General features: G+C 72.6%; 16 protein-coding genes and 1 riboswitch. Of the genes, 5 read left to right on the forward strand and 11 right to left on the reverse strand.

The window, feature by feature from the left end:
• Positions 1-44: 44 nt before the first annotated feature.
• The 4 genes from ASG91_RS14190 (at position 45) to ASG91_RS14205 (ending at position 3,682) form a co-directional block, all read left to right on the forward strand.
• Complete coding sequence (locus tag ASG91_RS14190; protein WP_056923756.1) at positions 45-608, forward strand: hypothetical protein; 564 nt, start codon at positions 45-47, stop codon at positions 606-608.
• A 158-nt stretch (positions 609-766) separates the two neighbouring features.
• Complete coding sequence (locus ASG91_RS14195) at positions 767-1,342, forward strand: DUF5655 domain-containing protein (RefSeq protein WP_056923320.1); 576 nt, start codon at positions 767-769, stop codon at positions 1,340-1,342.
• A 1-nt stretch (position 1,343) separates the two neighbouring features.
• Entirely contained in the window at positions 1,344-2,462 is a 1,119-nt protein-coding gene (locus ASG91_RS14200; RefSeq protein WP_056923321.1) for an aromatic acid exporter family protein, read from the forward strand.
• A gap of 23 nt (positions 2,463-2,485) precedes the next feature.
• Complete coding sequence (locus ASG91_RS14205) at positions 2,486-3,682, forward strand: CynX/NimT family MFS transporter (RefSeq protein ID WP_235545639.1); 1,197 nt, start codon at positions 2,486-2,488, stop codon at positions 3,680-3,682.
• A gap of 36 nt (positions 3,683-3,718) precedes the next feature.
• Here ASG91_RS14205 and ASG91_RS14210 read toward each other — a convergent pair whose 3' ends face one another.
• The 10 genes from ASG91_RS14210 to rpe all read right to left on the reverse strand — a co-directional run bounded on the left by ASG91_RS14210 (position 3,719) and on the right by rpe (position 12,200).
• Positions 3,719-4,243 (reverse strand): PH domain-containing protein, encoded by a 525-nt coding sequence (locus ASG91_RS14210; RefSeq protein WP_235543685.1) that lies wholly within the window; start codon positions 4,241-4,243, stop codon positions 3,719-3,721.
• Positions 4,240-5,085 carry an ATP phosphoribosyltransferase gene (gene hisG, locus ASG91_RS14215; protein ID WP_056923322.1) on the reverse strand — a complete coding sequence of 282 codons (846 nt, stop codon included), beginning with the start codon at positions 5,083-5,085 and terminating at the stop codon, positions 4,240-4,242. Before hisG ends, ASG91_RS14210 begins: the two co-directional genes overlap by 4 nt.
• A 72-nt stretch (positions 5,086-5,157) precedes the next feature.
• Entirely contained in the window at positions 5,158-5,421 is a 264-nt protein-coding gene (locus tag ASG91_RS14220; RefSeq protein ID WP_056923323.1) for a phosphoribosyl-ATP diphosphatase, read from the reverse strand.
• On the reverse strand, positions 5,418-5,903 hold the full coding sequence (gene ribH, locus ASG91_RS14225) for a 6,7-dimethyl-8-ribityllumazine synthase (protein WP_056923324.1): 486 nt from the start codon (positions 5,901-5,903) through the stop codon (positions 5,418-5,420). The genes ASG91_RS14220 and ribH overlap by 4 nt, the downstream gene beginning before the upstream one ends.
• A complete protein-coding gene (locus tag ASG91_RS14230) occupies positions 5,900-7,126 on the reverse strand; it encodes a bifunctional 3,4-dihydroxy-2-butanone-4-phosphate synthase/GTP cyclohydrolase II (protein ID WP_200961329.1) in 1,227 nt (408 codons plus the stop codon). The genes ribH and ASG91_RS14230 overlap by 4 nt, the downstream gene beginning before the upstream one ends.
• On the reverse strand, positions 7,123-7,836 hold the full coding sequence (gene pnuC, locus ASG91_RS14235) for a nicotinamide riboside transporter PnuC (protein WP_056923325.1): 714 nt from the start codon (positions 7,834-7,836) through the stop codon (positions 7,123-7,125). Before pnuC ends, ASG91_RS14230 begins: the two co-directional genes overlap by 4 nt.
• Positions 7,833-8,453, reverse strand: coding sequence for a riboflavin synthase (locus ASG91_RS14240; RefSeq protein ID WP_056923326.1), 621 nt, complete (start codon positions 8,451-8,453; stop codon positions 7,833-7,835). The genes pnuC and ASG91_RS14240 overlap by 4 nt, the downstream gene beginning before the upstream one ends.
• Positions 8,453-9,478, reverse strand: a complete 1,026-nt coding sequence (gene ribD, locus ASG91_RS14245) for a bifunctional diaminohydroxyphosphoribosylaminopyrimidine deaminase/5-amino-6-(5-phosphoribosylamino)uracil reductase RibD (RefSeq protein WP_235545641.1) — start codon at positions 9,476-9,478, stop codon at positions 8,453-8,455. The genes ASG91_RS14240 and ribD overlap by 1 nt, the downstream gene beginning before the upstream one ends.
• 121 nt (positions 9,479-9,599) lie before the next feature.
• Positions 9,600-9,730: riboswitch (FMN riboswitch) on the reverse strand.
• 57 nt (positions 9,731-9,787) lie between these two features.
• Positions 9,788-11,473: an MFS transporter gene (locus ASG91_RS14250; protein WP_056923327.1), complete on the reverse strand. Its 1,686-nt coding sequence runs from the start codon at positions 11,471-11,473 to the stop codon at positions 9,788-9,790.
• Positions 11,474-11,543: 70 nt separating this feature from the next.
• The gene (gene rpe / locus ASG91_RS14255; protein WP_056923328.1) at positions 11,544-12,200 is read right to left on the reverse strand and encodes a ribulose-phosphate 3-epimerase; all 657 of its coding nucleotides are present in this window, start codon (positions 12,198-12,200) and stop codon (positions 11,544-11,546) included.
• Between the two features lie 93 nt (positions 12,201-12,293).
• Here rpe and ASG91_RS14260 point away from each other — a divergent pair, with 93 nt between their 5' ends.
• A complete protein-coding gene (locus ASG91_RS14260) occupies positions 12,294-13,304 on the forward strand; it encodes a lipopolysaccharide assembly protein LapB (RefSeq protein ID WP_056923329.1) in 1,011 nt (336 codons plus the stop codon).
• Between the two features lie 98 nt (positions 13,305-13,402).
• On the opposite strand, the gene ASG91_RS14265 is transcribed toward ASG91_RS14260, so the two are convergent.
• Positions 13,403-14,464 carry an LLM class flavin-dependent oxidoreductase gene (locus ASG91_RS14265; protein WP_200961330.1) on the reverse strand — a complete coding sequence of 354 codons (1,062 nt, stop codon included), beginning with the start codon at positions 14,462-14,464 and terminating at the stop codon, positions 13,403-13,405.
• Positions 14,465-14,533 lie beyond the last annotated feature (69 nt).

Consider the following 14,533-nt stretch of genomic DNA (forward strand, 5'->3'; position numbering starts at 1 on the left):
AGCGATCTAGTCTGGAGCCCATGCCCGTCGACCAGAGAGCGACCATGCCTGTCGACCAGAGAGCGGTGGTGGCGACAATCGTCGCGCTCGTCGACGGCAGCCGGCCGCTCTGTGGCACGACGCACCTGGTCTGCATCGACGGTCCGAGCGGTGCCGGCAAGACCACGCTGGCCAACGACGTCGCCGCCGACCTGGCCGCCCCGACCGTGCACATGGACGACCTCTACCCGGGCTGGGACGGCCTGCGGGCCGGCACCCACCGCGCCCAGGAGTGGGTCGTGGGCCCGCTCACCGAGGGCCTGCCCGCCCGGTACCGCCGGTGGGACTGGGCGGCCGGCCGGTATGCCGAGTGGGTGCAGCTGCCGTCCTCGGAGGTCGTCGTCCTCGAAGGCTGCGGCGCCGGGGCGCTGCCCGCCGGCAAGGCCGCCTCGGTGCTGGTCTGGGTGGAGGCCGAGGAGTCGGTGCGCCGGGCCCGAGGGCTGGCGCGCGACCCCGGCTACGCGCCGTTCTGGGACCGCTGGTCCACCCAGGAACGCCGGCTCTACGAGGCCGACCGCACCTGGGAACGCGCCGACCTCTTCCTCGACACGACCCACGACCGCCGCTAGCCCGTCACGCGCCCCAGCTTTATCGGGTCTAGGGAGAAGGTTGACCTTCACCCCACTTCGAAAGTCGAGTGAGGGTCAACCTTCCTGCTTGACCCGATAAAGCTGAGGTCAGGTGGGGAGGAGGGCGGGCTGGGCATGCGGCAGACATAATCGGGGCCATGGAACCCGCAGACATGATGGCCGCGGTCACCGAGTCGATGCAGGCCCGCACCGGTCACACGCTCGACGAGTGGGTCGTGCTGGTCGACGGGTCGGGGGTCGACGCGCTGGACCAGCGGGCCGTGCGGGCCTGGCTGCGTGACGTGCACGGGGTGCCACAGAACTCCCAGTGGGCCATCGCCGACGCGGCCGCCACGGCTGCGGGGTGGAAGCGACCCGACCCCGACGGCTACACCGATGCGCTCTACGCAGACGCGAAGGCGCACCTGCGCCCGATCCACGACGCCATCGTCACGCTCGCGGAGGGACTCGGCGACGACGCCCACCGCGAGGGCCGCGGCACCTACATCCCGGTGGTCCGCCGCACCCAGTTCGTGGCGGTGGCTCCCGGCCCCCGTGACACCGTGCGCGTGGGCTTCCGGTTCCGCGGTGCCGTGCCCGACGACGAACGGCTCTCGCCGGCCAAGGGATTCGCGCAGGCGACCCACTGGCTGCACCTCTCCTCCGACGCGGACGAGGACGACCTGCGCTCGCTCGGGCCGCTGCTCGAGGCCGCCTACGCGCAGAACGGCTGACGTGTCCACCGTCGACCTCGCCCGCGCGGCGCGACGCTCGCGCCGTGAGGCGCGGGTGCGCACCGACCGGCTGGTCAGCCGGATGTTCTTCATCGTGCAGTGCGGCCTCGGCGCGGCCACCGCGTGGTGGGTGGCCAGCGACGTGCTCCAGCACGACCGGCCGTTCTTCGCCCCCGTCACGGCGATGATCTCGCTCGGCATGTCCTTCGGCCAGCGGCTGCGCAGGGTCACCGAGGTGATGCTCGGGGTCGCGGTGGGGGTCTTCGTCGGCGATGTCTTCGTGCACTTCTTCGGGTCGGGGTTCTGGCAGATCATCGTGGTGGTCGTGCTGTCGATGAGCGTGGCTGCCCTGCTCGGCGCGGGCATGCTGCTCATCACCCAGGCCGGCGTGCAGTCGGTGATCGTCACGACCCTGGTCGCCGGCTCGGGGCAGGCGTTCACCCGCTGGCTCGACGCCGTCGTGGGCGGCTGCGTGGCGCTGGCCTTCACGCTCGTGGCCCCCGCCGCTCCCCTGCGCCGGCCGCGTCAGCAGGCCTCCCTCGTCGTCCACGAGATCGGCGCGATCCTCGCCGACACCGCGCGCTCGTTGCGCACCGGCGACTCCGACCTCGCCTCGGCCACCCTGTCCCGCGCCCGGGACTCCGAGGCCATGCTCGATGAGGCGCGGGCGCTGTCCGCCGAGGGCATCGCGGTCGTGCGGCTGTCGCCGTTCCGGCGCCGTCACCTCCCGGGCGTGCAGGCCATCGCCGACCTCCTCGAACCGCTCGACCGCGCCATCCGCAACCTACGGGTCCTGGTCCGCCGGGCCGCGATCGCGACCTGGCGCGAGGAGGCGGTCCCCACGGCATACCTGCGGTTGCTCGACGCACTGGCCGAGACCTGCGAGGACATCGCCCGCGAGCTCGGCGAACGACGGCTGCCCACCAACGCGCGGGTGGGCCTGCAGCGGATCGGTGAGGCCAGCGCGGTGATCGACCCGTCGGCTGGGCTGTCCGGTGAGGTGATGCGCGCCCAGATCCGGTCGATGGTCGTCGACCTGCTCATGCTCACGGGTATGCCGCTGGACGAGGCACGCGACATGGTGCCCGAGTCGATGACCACCGGCCCGCAGGACGACTGAGCGCGGCTGCGAGACTGGCGGGGATGTCCACTCGCCGCCACCCCCACCTTCCTCCCGTCTGGCTGATGGCGCTCGCGCTCGTCGCCGTCGCCGCCAACCTGCGCACCGCGATGGCCAGCGTGCCGCCGCTCACCGAGACCATCGCCGACGACCTGGGGCTGTCCAACACCGCCCTAGGCGCGCTCACCACGCTGCCGGTGCTGTGCATGGGACTGTTCGCCCCCAGTGCGCAGCGGATCGCCGCGCGGCTGGGTGCCGCGGCCTCGGTCGAGCTGTCGATCGTGTGCGTCGCGGTGGGGCTCGGCCTCCGTCTCGCGGGCGGCGCCACGTGGCCCTTGTATGCCGGGACGTTCCTCGCCGGGGTCGGTATCGCCATCGGCGGCACGCTGCTTCCCGGCCTGGTCAAGGAGCTCTTCCCACCCCAGCGCGCGGGGCTGGTCACCGGTCTCTACATGCTGGCGATGATGGGCGGGGCCGGTGCCTCGTCGGCGTTGTCGGTGCCGCTGGAGGGCTGGCTGGGCTCATGGCAGGCCTCGCTCGCGTCCTGGTCGCTGCTCGCGGTGGTGGGCGTCCTCGCCTGGGTGCCGGTCCTGACGGGGCACGCGCGGCACCGTGCCGCGAACCCGACCGTCGTCGCCCCCGCCCGGCTCCCCTGGCGGCACGCGACGGCCTGGCTGGTCGCCGGCTACCTCGCCATCCAGTCGGTGGAGTTCTACTCCACGCTGGCCTGGCTCGCCCCGTCCTACACCGCCCGCGGCTGGGACCCGACCGACGCGGGCTACCTGCTGTCCGTCTTCACCGCCGCACAGCTGGTCTCCGGGCTCCTGGCCCCGGCGCTCACCGACCGCATCCACGACCGGCGCGTGCTGCTGCTCTCGGCGTCGGTGCTCGGGCTCCTCGGCCAGGCGGGTCTGTGGCTGGCTCCGCACGGTGCGCCCTGGGTGTGGGCGACGGTCCTGGGGTTCGGCCAGGGCGCGTCGTTCGCGCTGGGCCTCGTCCTGATGGTCGACTACGCCGGCTCCCCCGCCGCCAGCGCGCGGCTGGCCGGGATGGCGTTCCTGTTCAGCTACACGATCGCGTCGTTCGGTCCCGCGAGCATGGGAGCGCTGCGCGACCTCACCGGCGGGTTCACCGCGGTCTGGGGGACGCTGACGGTGCTGATGCTGGCCCAGGTCGGCTTCTCGGCCCTGCTCCGCCCGGGCCTGCGCAAGGTGGAGTGACCCGAGGACGGCCCGTCGAGACCGCGCCGGACCTTGTCAGTCGAGCGTGACGTCGGGGCTCGTGGCCGACGGGCCGAGCGCCTGCACGAGCGCGGCCAGTCGTCCGGCCTCGGCCCGCCCGAACTCGGCGTCGGCCTTCTGGATCGCCATCACCGCGAGCGTGTCGGTGTCGGACAACGCGAGGCTGACCCACGGGTCGCCCCCGGAGAAGCGCACGTCGAGCACCTCTCGCCAGGACAGCGTGCGGGTCGTGAAGAGGTTGCGCACCGTCAGGCCGTCACGCGTCGGCACCGCCCGGATGGCGGCGAACCTCCACAGCATCGCCGCGATCGCGACGCCGACACCCACGAAGAAGATCTTGTCGCCGGTGCGCCAGGTGCCACCCTCGGCCGGGCCGGGCAGCAGGACGGCGATCACCGCGAACAGCACCAGGGTCAGCGCAGCGAAGCCGTAGGCCACCTGTCGCCCGCGGCGCGGACGGAACACCGCGAAGGCCGCCTGCTCGTCCGCGCTCCCGGCGGCCGAGTGCGGGGTCCGACCCGACGGGGTCACGGCCGTCACAACCGGCAGGCGGCGATGTCGGTCACCAGGATCGCCCGCGCGCCCAGCTCGTAGAGCTCGTCCATGATCGCGTTGGTCCGCGCCCGCGGCACCATGGCGCGCACTGCGGCCCAGTCCTTGTTCTGCAGCGCCGAGACGGTCGGCGACTCGAGCCCCGGGGTGATGGCGCAGGCCGCCTCGACCAGCGCGACGGGCACGTCGTAGTCGAGCATCACGTAGTGGCGCGCAGTGACGACACCGGTCAGTCGCCGACGCAGCACCTCGACGGCCGCGGTCTCGTGCGAGCCCTCGCGCCGGATCAGCACCGCCTCGCTGCGCAGGATCTCCTCGCCGAAGATCTCCAGGCCCTGCTGGCGCAGGGTGGTGCCGGTCTCGACCACGTCGGCGATGACGTCGGCCACGCCGAGGGTGATCGCCGTCTCGACGGCGCCGTCGAGGCGCACCACCTCGGCGCTGACCCCCTGGTCGGCGAGGTGCTTGCCGACCAGACCCGGGTAGCTGGTCGCGACGCGATGACCCGAGATCTCGGCGACGCTGGAGCAGGTGCCGGGCTTCGCGGCATACCGGAAGGTGGAGCCCCCGAAGCCGAGCGTCATCACCTCGATGGCGGCGCTGCCGGCGTCGAGCAGCAGGTCGCGGCCGGTGACCCCGCAGTCGACCGTGCCGGAGCCGACGTAGACCGCGATGTCGCGCGGTCGCAGGTAGAAGAACTCCACCTCGTTGTCGGTGTCGGTGAGCACGAGCTCCTTGGTGTCGCGGCGCGTGCGGTAGCCCGCCTCGCGCAGCATCTCGACAGCCGGCTCGGACAGCGAACCCTTGTTGGGGACGGCGATGCGCAACATCTGCGTGACTCTCTGGACGTGGTGACTGGCTGTGGTTGCTGGCGGGCGGTGGTTGCTGGCGGGCGGTGGTTGCTAGAGGTGCGTGTAGACGTCGTCGAGGGAGATGTCGGCCGCGACCATGAGCACCTGCAGGTGGTAGAGCAGCTGGCTGATCTCCTCGGCCGTGCGGTCCTTGCCCTCGTGCTCGGCAGCCATCCAGACCTCGGCCGCCTCCTCCACGATCTTCTTGCCGATGGCATGCACGCCTGCGTCCAGCGCGGCGACGGTGCCGGACCCCTCGGGTCGGCTCACCGCCTTCTCGGCCAGCTCGGCGTACAGGTCCTCGAAAGTCTTCACGCGCCAAGGGTACGGGGAGCGAGGTCGCCGAGGGTGACCGCGGTCGCCACGGCGGCCATCGCGGCCTCGTGCCCCTTGTCCTCGCTGGATCCCGGCAGCCCGGCACGGTCGAGCGCCTGGGCGTCGTCGTCGCACGTGAGCACCCCGAACCCGATGGGGATCCCCGTGTGCACGCTCACCTGGGCCAGCCCGTGCGTGACCCCCGAGCAGACGTAGTCGAAGTGCGGTGTGCCACCGCGGATCACGACCCCCAGCGCGACGAGCGCGTCGTATGCCGGGGCGAGACGCGCGCACGCGACGGTGAGCTCCACCGTGCCCGGCACCCGCACGAGCGGCACGTCGACGACGCCGGCCTCGGCCAGGGCTCGCTGGGCACCCGCGACCAGCCCGTCCATCACCTCGGTGTGCCAGGAGGCGGCCACGATCGCGACCCGCAGGCCGCTGCCGTCCGCGGTGACAGCAGGGGCACCGTGTCCGCTCACGCGCTGGCTCCCTGGTCGCTCGCGTCGACCACGAGGTCGTGGCCCATCCGGTCACGCTTGGTGCGCAGGTAGTCGCGGTTGGCGGAGTTCGGCGCGATCGAGAGGCGCTCGACGGCCGCCACGGCGATGCCGTAGCGCGAGAGCGCCTCGACCTTCGCGGGGTTGTTCGTGAGCAGCCGCACCGACGACAAGCCGAGCGCGGAGAGGATGGCGGCACCGGCGGCATACTCCCTCGCGTCGACCGGGAGGTCGAGCTCGAGCTGGGCGTCGACGGTGTCGAGCCCCGCGTCCTGGAGCGCGTAGGCCTGCAGCTTGGAGACCAGCCCGACGCCGCGCCCCTCGTGGCCGCGCAGGTAGACGAGCACGCCACCCTCGGCGGCGATCCGCTCCATCGACCGCTCGAGCTGCGGCCCGCAGTCGCAGCGCAGCGACCCGAAGGCATCGCCGGTGAGGCACTCGGAGTGCAGTCGCACCAACGGGTTTGGGCCCTCAGCGCCCTTCGGGCTGACCAGCGCGACGTGCTCGTGGCCGGTCAGCCGGTCGCGGAAGCCGACGGTCGCGAACTCGCCGTGCCGGGTGGGCAGCGTGGTCTCCGCAAGCGTCTCGACCCGGTCGTGCAGCTGACGCCAGGCGACGAGCTGCTCGATGGTGATGACCGGGACGTCGTGGACGGCGCCGGTCGCGAGCACCTCCGGCAGCCGCATCATCGTGCCGTCGTCGTTGACCAGCTCACCGATCGCGCCGGCCGGGGCGAGCCCGGCGAGCCGGCACAGGTCGACGGCCGCCTCCGTGTGACCCGGGCGCTCGAGGACGCCGCCGTCCCTGGCCCTCAGCGGGATCACGTGTCCCGGCCGCACGAACGAGTCGGCGGTCGACAGCGGGTCGGCGAGCAGCCGGATGGTGCGCGCTCGGTCAGCCGCGCTGATCCCGGTCGTGACGCCCTCGGCCGCATCGATGGTCACCGTGTAGGCGGTGCGCAACGGGTCGCGGTTGTCGGCCACCATGAGCGGGAGCCCGAGCCGGTCGGCGGTCGCCGCCGTCACCGGTGCGCAGACGTAGCCGCTGGTGTGGCGGATCGTCCAGGCGAGCCACTCGTCCGTGAGGGTCTGCGCAGCGAGGATCACGTCGCCCTCGTTCTCGCGGTCCGCGCTGTCGGTGACCAGCACCGGGCGGCCGTCGCGCAGCGCTCCGAGGGCCTGCTCGACGGTGGCCAGGCCGATCATGCCGAGACCTCACTCAGCTCGGGCGCCGGGTCGCGCTCCTCGCGAGAGGCCTTGAGCCACACGAAGAACCCGTAGATCACCAGGGCGCCGTAGACGACATAGAGGATCGCGGACGGGTAGAACTTCGAGTGCCACAGGAGCGGGACACCCACCAGGTCGACCGCGATCCAGGCGAGCCAGAAGTCGTTCCAACCGCGGGCCATGGCATAGGTCGCCACGATCGAGCCGATGAAGATCCAGGCGTCGCACCAGAAGTACCACCGCGGCGCCTGCCAGAACGGGCCGCTGCCGATCGAGGCGAACACCCACTGCATGACGACGACGCCGGCCACCCAGAAGCCCACGTACTGCAGGCGTTCGGCTGCTGTCGCCCACCGCGGGGTGATGGCCGGGGCGTCGTCACCGGCGTGCCGGCGGGCCCTCACCTGGTTCCAGCGCCACCAGCCGTACACGCTGGTGATGATGAAGAAGATCTGCCGGCCGGCCTGCCCGTACAAGGTCTCCTGCTGGGGGTTGCTGAAGGCGACCCCGAAGAACACCGTGAAGAGCAGGAGGTTGCCGACGATCCCGACCGGCCAGGCCCAGACGCGACGACGCATGCCACCGATCGCCGAGGCGAACCCGAAGGCGTTGCCGACGATCTCGCGCCACAGGATGTGGCTGCTGCCGATGGTGAGCTCTGCGGAGAAGAGCTGTTCGAGCCAGTTCATGCGAAGGTCTCCTTGGTGGTGATCAGGCGTTCGACATACTTCGCCAGGACATCGACTTCGAGGTTGACGGTGTCGCCAACTCCCTTGTGTCCCAACGTGGTGAGGGCAAGCGTGGTGGGGATCAGCGAGACGCTGAAGGTGGCGGGGGTGCCGTCGGTGGGCTCGGAGAGGGCCGACACCGTGAGGCTCACGCCGTCAACGGTGATCGAGCCCTTCTCGACCACGTAGCGGGACAGCGACTCCGGGAGGGTGAACTGCACGACCTCCCACCGGTCTCCGGGAGTGCGGCTCAGGATCTCGGCGGTGCCGTCGACGTGGCCCTGGACGATGTGTCCGCCGAACCGGCTCGTGGCCGACATCGCGCGCTCCAGGTTGACCCGGTCACCCACCGCGAGGCCACCGAGGCTGCTGCGGTCGAGGGTCTCGGCCATGACGTCGACGGTGAACTGCCCGTCGCCGTGCTCGACGACCGTCAGACAGACGCCGTTGACCGAGATCGACGCGCCGTGGGTCGCGTCGGACGTCACGAGCGGGCCGGCGACGGTGAGCCGGGCCGACGCGGCGCCGGGTTCGAGCGCGACGACGTGGCCGAGCTCCTCCACGATTCCGGTGAACATCAGGCGATCTCCTTCAAGGCTGCGGTGATCCGCACGTCGTGGCCGATCAGCGTGATGTCGGTGGGGCGCAGGCGCAGCGCGTGGTCGATGGTGGTGATGCCGAGGTCGCTCACCGACGGGCGACCGCGGCCCAGCAGGACCGGGGCGACGTAGGCGACGATCTCGTCGACGAGGCCGCCCGCCATGAGGGCCGCGGCGACGGTGGGCCCGCCCTCCAGCCAGACGTGGTGCACACCGGCCTCGGCCAGCGCCGTCAGGACCTGCTTGGGGTCGCGGGTCCGCAGGTGCCAGGTCGGTGCGGCGTCGTCGAGCACCCGTGCCGTGGCGGGCAGGTCGCGCTCCCCCATCACCACCCGGATCGGCTGGTGCGGGTAGAGCGAGCCGTCGGGCTTGCGGGCGGTCAGCTGGGGGTCGTCGAGCAGGGCCGTCCCGGTGCCGACGAGGACCGCCCCGCACCGCGACCGCTGTTCGTGCACGTCGGCCCGCGCCTCGTCACCCGTGATCCACTGGCTGGTGCCGTCGGCTGCCGCGCTGCGGCCGTCCAGGGTCGTCGCCAGCTTCCAGGTGACCCACGGCCGGCCGGTGGTGACCAGGTGCGTCCAGGTGGGGTTGAGTGCCAGCGCCTCCTCGGCGAGCACACCCGACTCCACGGCCACGCCCTTGCGGCGCAGCCAGGCCGCCCCACCCGCTGCGACCGGGTTGGGATCGGCCTGGGCGTAGACCACGCGGCTGACGCCCGCGGCATACAAGGCCTTCGCACAGGAGGGCGTGCGCCCGACGTGGTTGCACGGTTCGAGCGTCACGTATGCCGTGCTGCCCGCCGCGCGCTCCCCGGCCGCCTCGAGCGCGTCGGCCTCCGCGTGCGGGGTGCCGGCGCCGTGGTGCCAGCCTGCGGCCACGACCTCACCCTCGGGGTCGACGAGCACGCAGCCGACCCTGGGGTTGGCGTCGGCGTCCGGACCGTGGGCAGCCAGCGCCACGGCACGGCTCATCATCGCCGTGTCGCTGGTGGGTTGCTCTGCCACTGTCCTGCCCTCGCTCGAGACCGATGGTCGAGCTCCGGGGGGTCGTGCAGGGCGGGCCTGCTGGGCGAGATCAGTGACGCGGGGAGGCTGGTGCCTCACCGCGGACCCACTGGTCCCGCTGTCGCGTGCTGCCTACCATCCGGACTTTAACCGTCGGTCTGGGAGTTCCACCCAGTCAACCGGCCGCTGGCTGCGGTCGGGTCGCGGACTGTCACCGCCGGTTCGGAATTGCACCGACCCCGGAGCACGTCAGCTCCCAGTATGCCGCAGTGTCAGCGGGTCGGCGCCGACCGGTCCGCGTGATGGTCCTCACGACCGGTCGCTGGACCCCGGGTCCTTGGGCACGAACCGGTCGACCATGCGGTCGACGTCCAGCGCTGCTGCCCGGGCCGCCGGGGTGAAGCCGAGGACGACGGCCAGGAAGCGGGTCGAGAGCAGCGCGCGCAACCGCACGTCGGTGCGGGCCACGACGGTCGCGGTCCTCGGGGAGTCGCGCAGCAGGGCGATCTCCCCGAAGCCCTCACCCGGCCCGAGGGTGGTGACGAGCGCCCCGTCGCCCATGACCTCGACCTCGCCGGCCTCGATGACGTAGTAGCGGTCGCCCACGTCGCCCTGGCTGAACACCACCTGCCCGGCCGGGACGGCCACCGGCTCCAGCCCGCGAGCCAGCTGTTCGATGGACGGCAGCGGCAGGGTGCGCAGCATCGGCACCCGCTGGAGGAGCGCGACATCGACGTCGTGCCCGCCCACCGACCGGTCCAGCTGTCGCAGCCGCGACCACGAAGCCACGGCCAGCACCGGACACACGAGGCCGATGGCGATCAACGCCGGGCGCGGGCCGAACTCGTCGACCACCCATGACGCGACCAGCGCGCCCACGCCGATCGACACCGCGACGATGCTCTCCAAGACCCCGAAGACCCTGGCCAGCACCTCGTCGGGAGCCATTCGCGCCAACAGCGTGAACCCTGCTACGTCGATCAGCGCGTTGCCGACACCGACGAGGGCGATGAGGCCGAGCGCCGCGCCCTCGTGCGGCACGACCCCGATGAGCGCGATCGGCAGCCCCCACAGGGCGACCCCGACCGCGAACCAGACCCCCAGACCTCTGGTGCCCACGAGGAGCGAGGCAGCCAGTGAGCCGAGCAGCGCACCCACTCCGACCGCGGTCATCAGCGCACCGGCCCCGGGCTCCCCGGTGCCGAGCAGCTCGATGGCGACGACGACAGACAGCACGGTCAGCGCGCCGCGGGTGAAGGACTGGACGGCCGCCAGGCCGATGATCAGGGCCAGTCCCCCGTGGCGGGCAACCGTCGTGAGGCCGTCGACGGCCTCACGGACCAAGCGGGGGCGGGTCGCTGCCGACGGGCGAGGCGGTGCGTCGTACCGCAGGCGGAGCAGCAGGAGGGCCGCCCACCACGACGCCGCGGCGGCCACCCAGAACACCGCGGACACATCGGCGACCTCCAGGAGCACCGCGGCGAGCAGCGGCCCGACCAGCGTGGCCGCGGAGTCGAGCAACCCGCGCACCACGTTGGCGCTGGCGAGCTCGCTGCCCGTGTGGCACAAGGACGGGAGCAGCGCGGAGTGCGCGGGCCTGAAGAGGGTGGCCGCGATGGTCGAGACCACGGCCAGGGCGTACACGACGACCGTCGGCCCGGCCCCCGCGGCGACCACTGCGGCCCCGGCCGTCGCGGCCCCTCGTACGGTGGAGACCGCGACGAGGACCCGCTCCCGCCGGCCACGGTCGGCCAGTGGCGAGAGCAGGGGGGCGCACACCGCCGCTGGGACCATGCGGAGCAGGCCCACGAGCCCGACGGCGGTCGCCCCGCCATCGCGGTAGGCGACGATCCCGAGCGCCACGGTGAACGCCCACTCCGCGGTCCAGGCCCCCAGGAAGCTCAGCTGCGCCCGCCGAAGCTGGGGGTTGCGGGCGTTGCTGGTGAACGCGACCGCGGCGTTGGCCAGCCGGCTGCGACTGCCCGCCTCCGCCATGAGCAGACTCTAGGCCCGCACCACGACACGACTCCAGACCTGCGGCCAGGCGCGGCGGTGGTCCCTGCGCTCAGTACTGGTGGTTGGCGGCGAGCTCGCGCAGCTCGTCGACCGCTGCGGCGGCGTCCTCGGCCCCGTAGACGGCAGACCCTGCGACGAACACGTCAGCCCCGGCCTCGGCGCACTGCTCGATGGTGCTGGCCGACACTCCCCCGTCGACCTGCACCCAGATCTCACCACCGTGGCGCCGGACCGCCTCGCGGACCTGGGTGACCTTGGGCATCTGGTCGGCCATGAACGACTGGCCCCCGAACCCGGGCTCGACCGTCATGACCAGGACCATGTCGAGGTCGGGCAGCAGCTCCTCGTAGGGAGCGAACGACGTCCCGGGCTTGATCGCCATACCGGCGCGGGCGCCGAGCGCACGCAGGTTTCGCGCCAGGGCGCGCGGGTCGTGAGCGGCCTCGATGTGGAACGTCACCGACGAACCGCCGGCCTCGGCATACCTCGGCGCCCAACGGTCGGGGTCCTCGATCATGAGGTGGCAGTCGAGGGGGATCGGGCTGACCCGGGCCAACGCCTCGACCACGGGCAGGCCCAGGGTGAGGTTCGGCACGAAGTGGCCGTCCATCACGTCCACGTGCGCCCAGTCGGCGTTGGCGATGCGGCGGAGCTCGGCCTCGAGGTTGGCGAAGTCCGCGGACAGGATGCTGGGCGAGATCTGCACGCGGCCACAGTAGTAGGGGGCCGTCCTAGTCCCAACGGACGGCCTCGCGCCAGATCCGCACGAGCTCGTTCCCCCACGCGCCAGACTCGGAGCGTGACCCCGCTGATCACCGCAGTGCTCGGTTTCGCCCTGCTGGGCCTCCTGGTCGTCGCCCTCGTGCACTGGCACGCCCGGCGCACCATCACGGCAATGACGACGCTGTTGATGGGCGGCGAGCACGAGCGGGTGCTCACCCACCGTGCCCCACCGAAGGCCTACCGCCCCCTGGCCGACCGGCTCCGCGCCACGAGCGCGCTGCTGACCGGCCGGAACGAGCTCGCCCTGCGTCTGCTCGACAAGAGTCGAGTGCCCACCTCGGTGACCGACCGGGTCGGCGACCTCGACCTGCACCTGCGAGCCGGAGCCCTCGTCGCGATGGGTCGCTACGCCGACGCCGTGGCCGTGCTCGGCGACGACCCGAGCGGCGCCATCGTCCGCCACCAACGTGCCCAGGTGGCCATCGAGACCGGCGACGACGCCACCGCCCTGCGGCTGCTCGAGGTCCCGGACACCGACCCGGACGAGGAGGCCGGTCGGCTGCGCATCCTCGGCGACCTGCACATCCGCAGGGGGCGGTTGGCGGAGGGCGAAGCGCTGGTCCGACAGGCTCGCGCCGCCTACACCGTCTCCCGCATGGCCGCTCGCGAGGTCGACACGGGGTACTGCCACCACCACCTCGGCGAGGCTGCCCTGGGGCGGAGCGACACGGCCGGTGCCCTGGCCCAGTTCACGACCGCCCTGGCGCTGCTGTCGGTCCGCTCGGACAACGCCCCCGGACTGGCCGCCGTCCATGCCCGGCTCGCCGAGGCCTACGCCCGGTCAGGGGACCCGCGACTCGCGCAGGAGCACCTGGACGAGGCCCTGCAGCGCGGCGACCTCGTGGGCTCGCCCAGCCTGACGACGTCGCTCGAACGCAGCCAAGGGGTGGTCGCGCTCCACCTCGGGCGGCTCGACGACGCTCGACGCCACCTCACCAACGCCCGCGCCGGTCACCTCGAGCTGGGAGAGCTGCCCGCTGCCGCCGAGGTCGCCGAGCTGCTCGCCGACCTCGACGGCAGCACCTGACGGCACCACCCGACGGCAGCACCTGACGTCGGCGACGGTCGACCAAGGCTCGGCCGACCCCGGGGCTCAGGCGACCCAGGGCTCAGGCGGCCGAGGGTTCAGGCGGCCTGCTGCCCGAAGGCCTCGGCCAGCAGGGCCAGAGTCGCCTCCCGAGCGGGGGCCCGGTCGGCCGGCGTGCCGGCCAGCGCGCCCGCGACCGGGTGCACCATCACCTCGTCGACGTCGTGCTCGGCCGCCAGCGCAGCCACCCGCTCGGCGACCGTGTCCGGGGTGCCGACCACCCAGCGGCTGCGCATCTCGTCGGCGAGCCCCCGGTGCACATCGGCGATCCCGGCCTCCTCGGCCTGCTCGACGAGCAGCTGGGGTGCCAGCGGCCCGCCGGTGCGCAGCGCCACCATCGAGGCCAGGTTGGGCAGCACCAGTCGATCCGCCTCCGCCTGGGTGGGCGCCACGACGACGTTGAGGGTCAGGAAGGTCCGCGGAACCGGGTGGCTCGCGGTGGGCGTGTACCCCGAGCGGTAGAGCTCGAGGGCAGCCGCGGTGCCGCGGCCCGAGAAGTGGTGGGCGAAGACGTAGGGCAGCCCGCGCTCGGCCGCGAGGCGCGCTGAGTAGTCGGACGACCCGAGCAGCCAGACCTCGGGCACGGACTCCGCCCGAGGAGTGGCGTTCAGCGGGTGGACCTCCCCGCCGACCCGGATGCCGACGCCCTCGGCCGACATCAGGGAGATGACGTCGTCGACGTACTGCGGGAACCGCGCCACCGCGTCGGCCTCCACTCCCCCGGCACCGTGGCGCAGGGCGTAGCTAGTGACCGGATCGGTGCCCGGCGCCCGGCCGATGCCGAGGTCGATCCGTCCGGGGTGCGCCGCCTCGAGCAGCGCGAACTGCTCAGCCACCACGAGGGGTGCGTGGTTCGGCAGCATCACGCCACCGGAGCCGACCCGGATCCGCTCCGTGGCTGCCGCGACCATGGCGATCAGCACGGGCGGGTTCGTCGCCGCGACTGCTGGCATGTTGTGGTGCTCGGCCAGCCAGTAGCGCCGGTAGCCGTGCCGGTCGGCGACCCGCGCCAGCGACCGGGTCGCGGCCAACGCCTGACCGGTGCTCTGGTCCTGACGGACGGGGACGAGGTCGAGGACGGACAGCGCGGGGGTGTTCACCTGTGGGCCAACCTGCCACCGGTGGCGGCTATTCCGGTCGCCGGACCAGCCGAGGCCGCGCGTGGACCG

Source organism: Phycicoccus sp. Soil802 (assembly GCF_001429605.1).
GTDB lineage: Bacteria > Actinomycetota > Actinomycetes > Actinomycetales > Dermatophilaceae > Pedococcus.

What these genes read in the sequence shown, in the direction of transcription:
- ASG91_RS14190 (WP_056923756.1), top strand. Translation starts at nt 45, where the DNA reads ATGCCTGTCGACCAGAGAGCGGTGGTGGCGACAATCGTCGCGCTCGTC.
- ASG91_RS14195 (WP_056923320.1), top strand. Translation starts at nt 767, where the DNA reads ATGGAACCCGCAGACATGATGGCCGCGGTCACCGAGTCGATGCAGGCC.
- ASG91_RS14205 (WP_235545639.1), top strand. Translation starts at nt 2,486, where the DNA reads ATGTCCACTCGCCGCCACCCCCACCTTCCTCCCGTCTGGCTGATGGCG.
- hisG (WP_056923322.1), bottom strand. Translation starts at nt 5,085, where the DNA reads ATGTTGCGCATCGCCGTCCCCAACAAGGGTTCGCTGTCCGAGCCGGCT.
- ASG91_RS14230 (WP_200961329.1), bottom strand. Translation starts at nt 7,126, where the DNA reads ATGATCGGCCTGGCCACCGTCGAGCAGGCCCTCGGAGCGCTGCGCGAC.
- pnuC (WP_056923325.1), bottom strand. Translation starts at nt 7,836, where the DNA reads ATGAACTGGCTCGAACAGCTCTTCTCCGCAGAGCTCACCATCGGCAGC.
- ASG91_RS14240 (WP_056923326.1), bottom strand. Translation starts at nt 8,453, where the DNA reads ATGTTCACCGGAATCGTGGAGGAGCTCGGCCACGTCGTCGCGCTCGAA.
- ASG91_RS14250 (WP_056923327.1), bottom strand. Translation starts at nt 11,473, where the DNA reads ATGGCGGAGGCGGGCAGTCGCAGCCGGCTGGCCAACGCCGCGGTCGCG.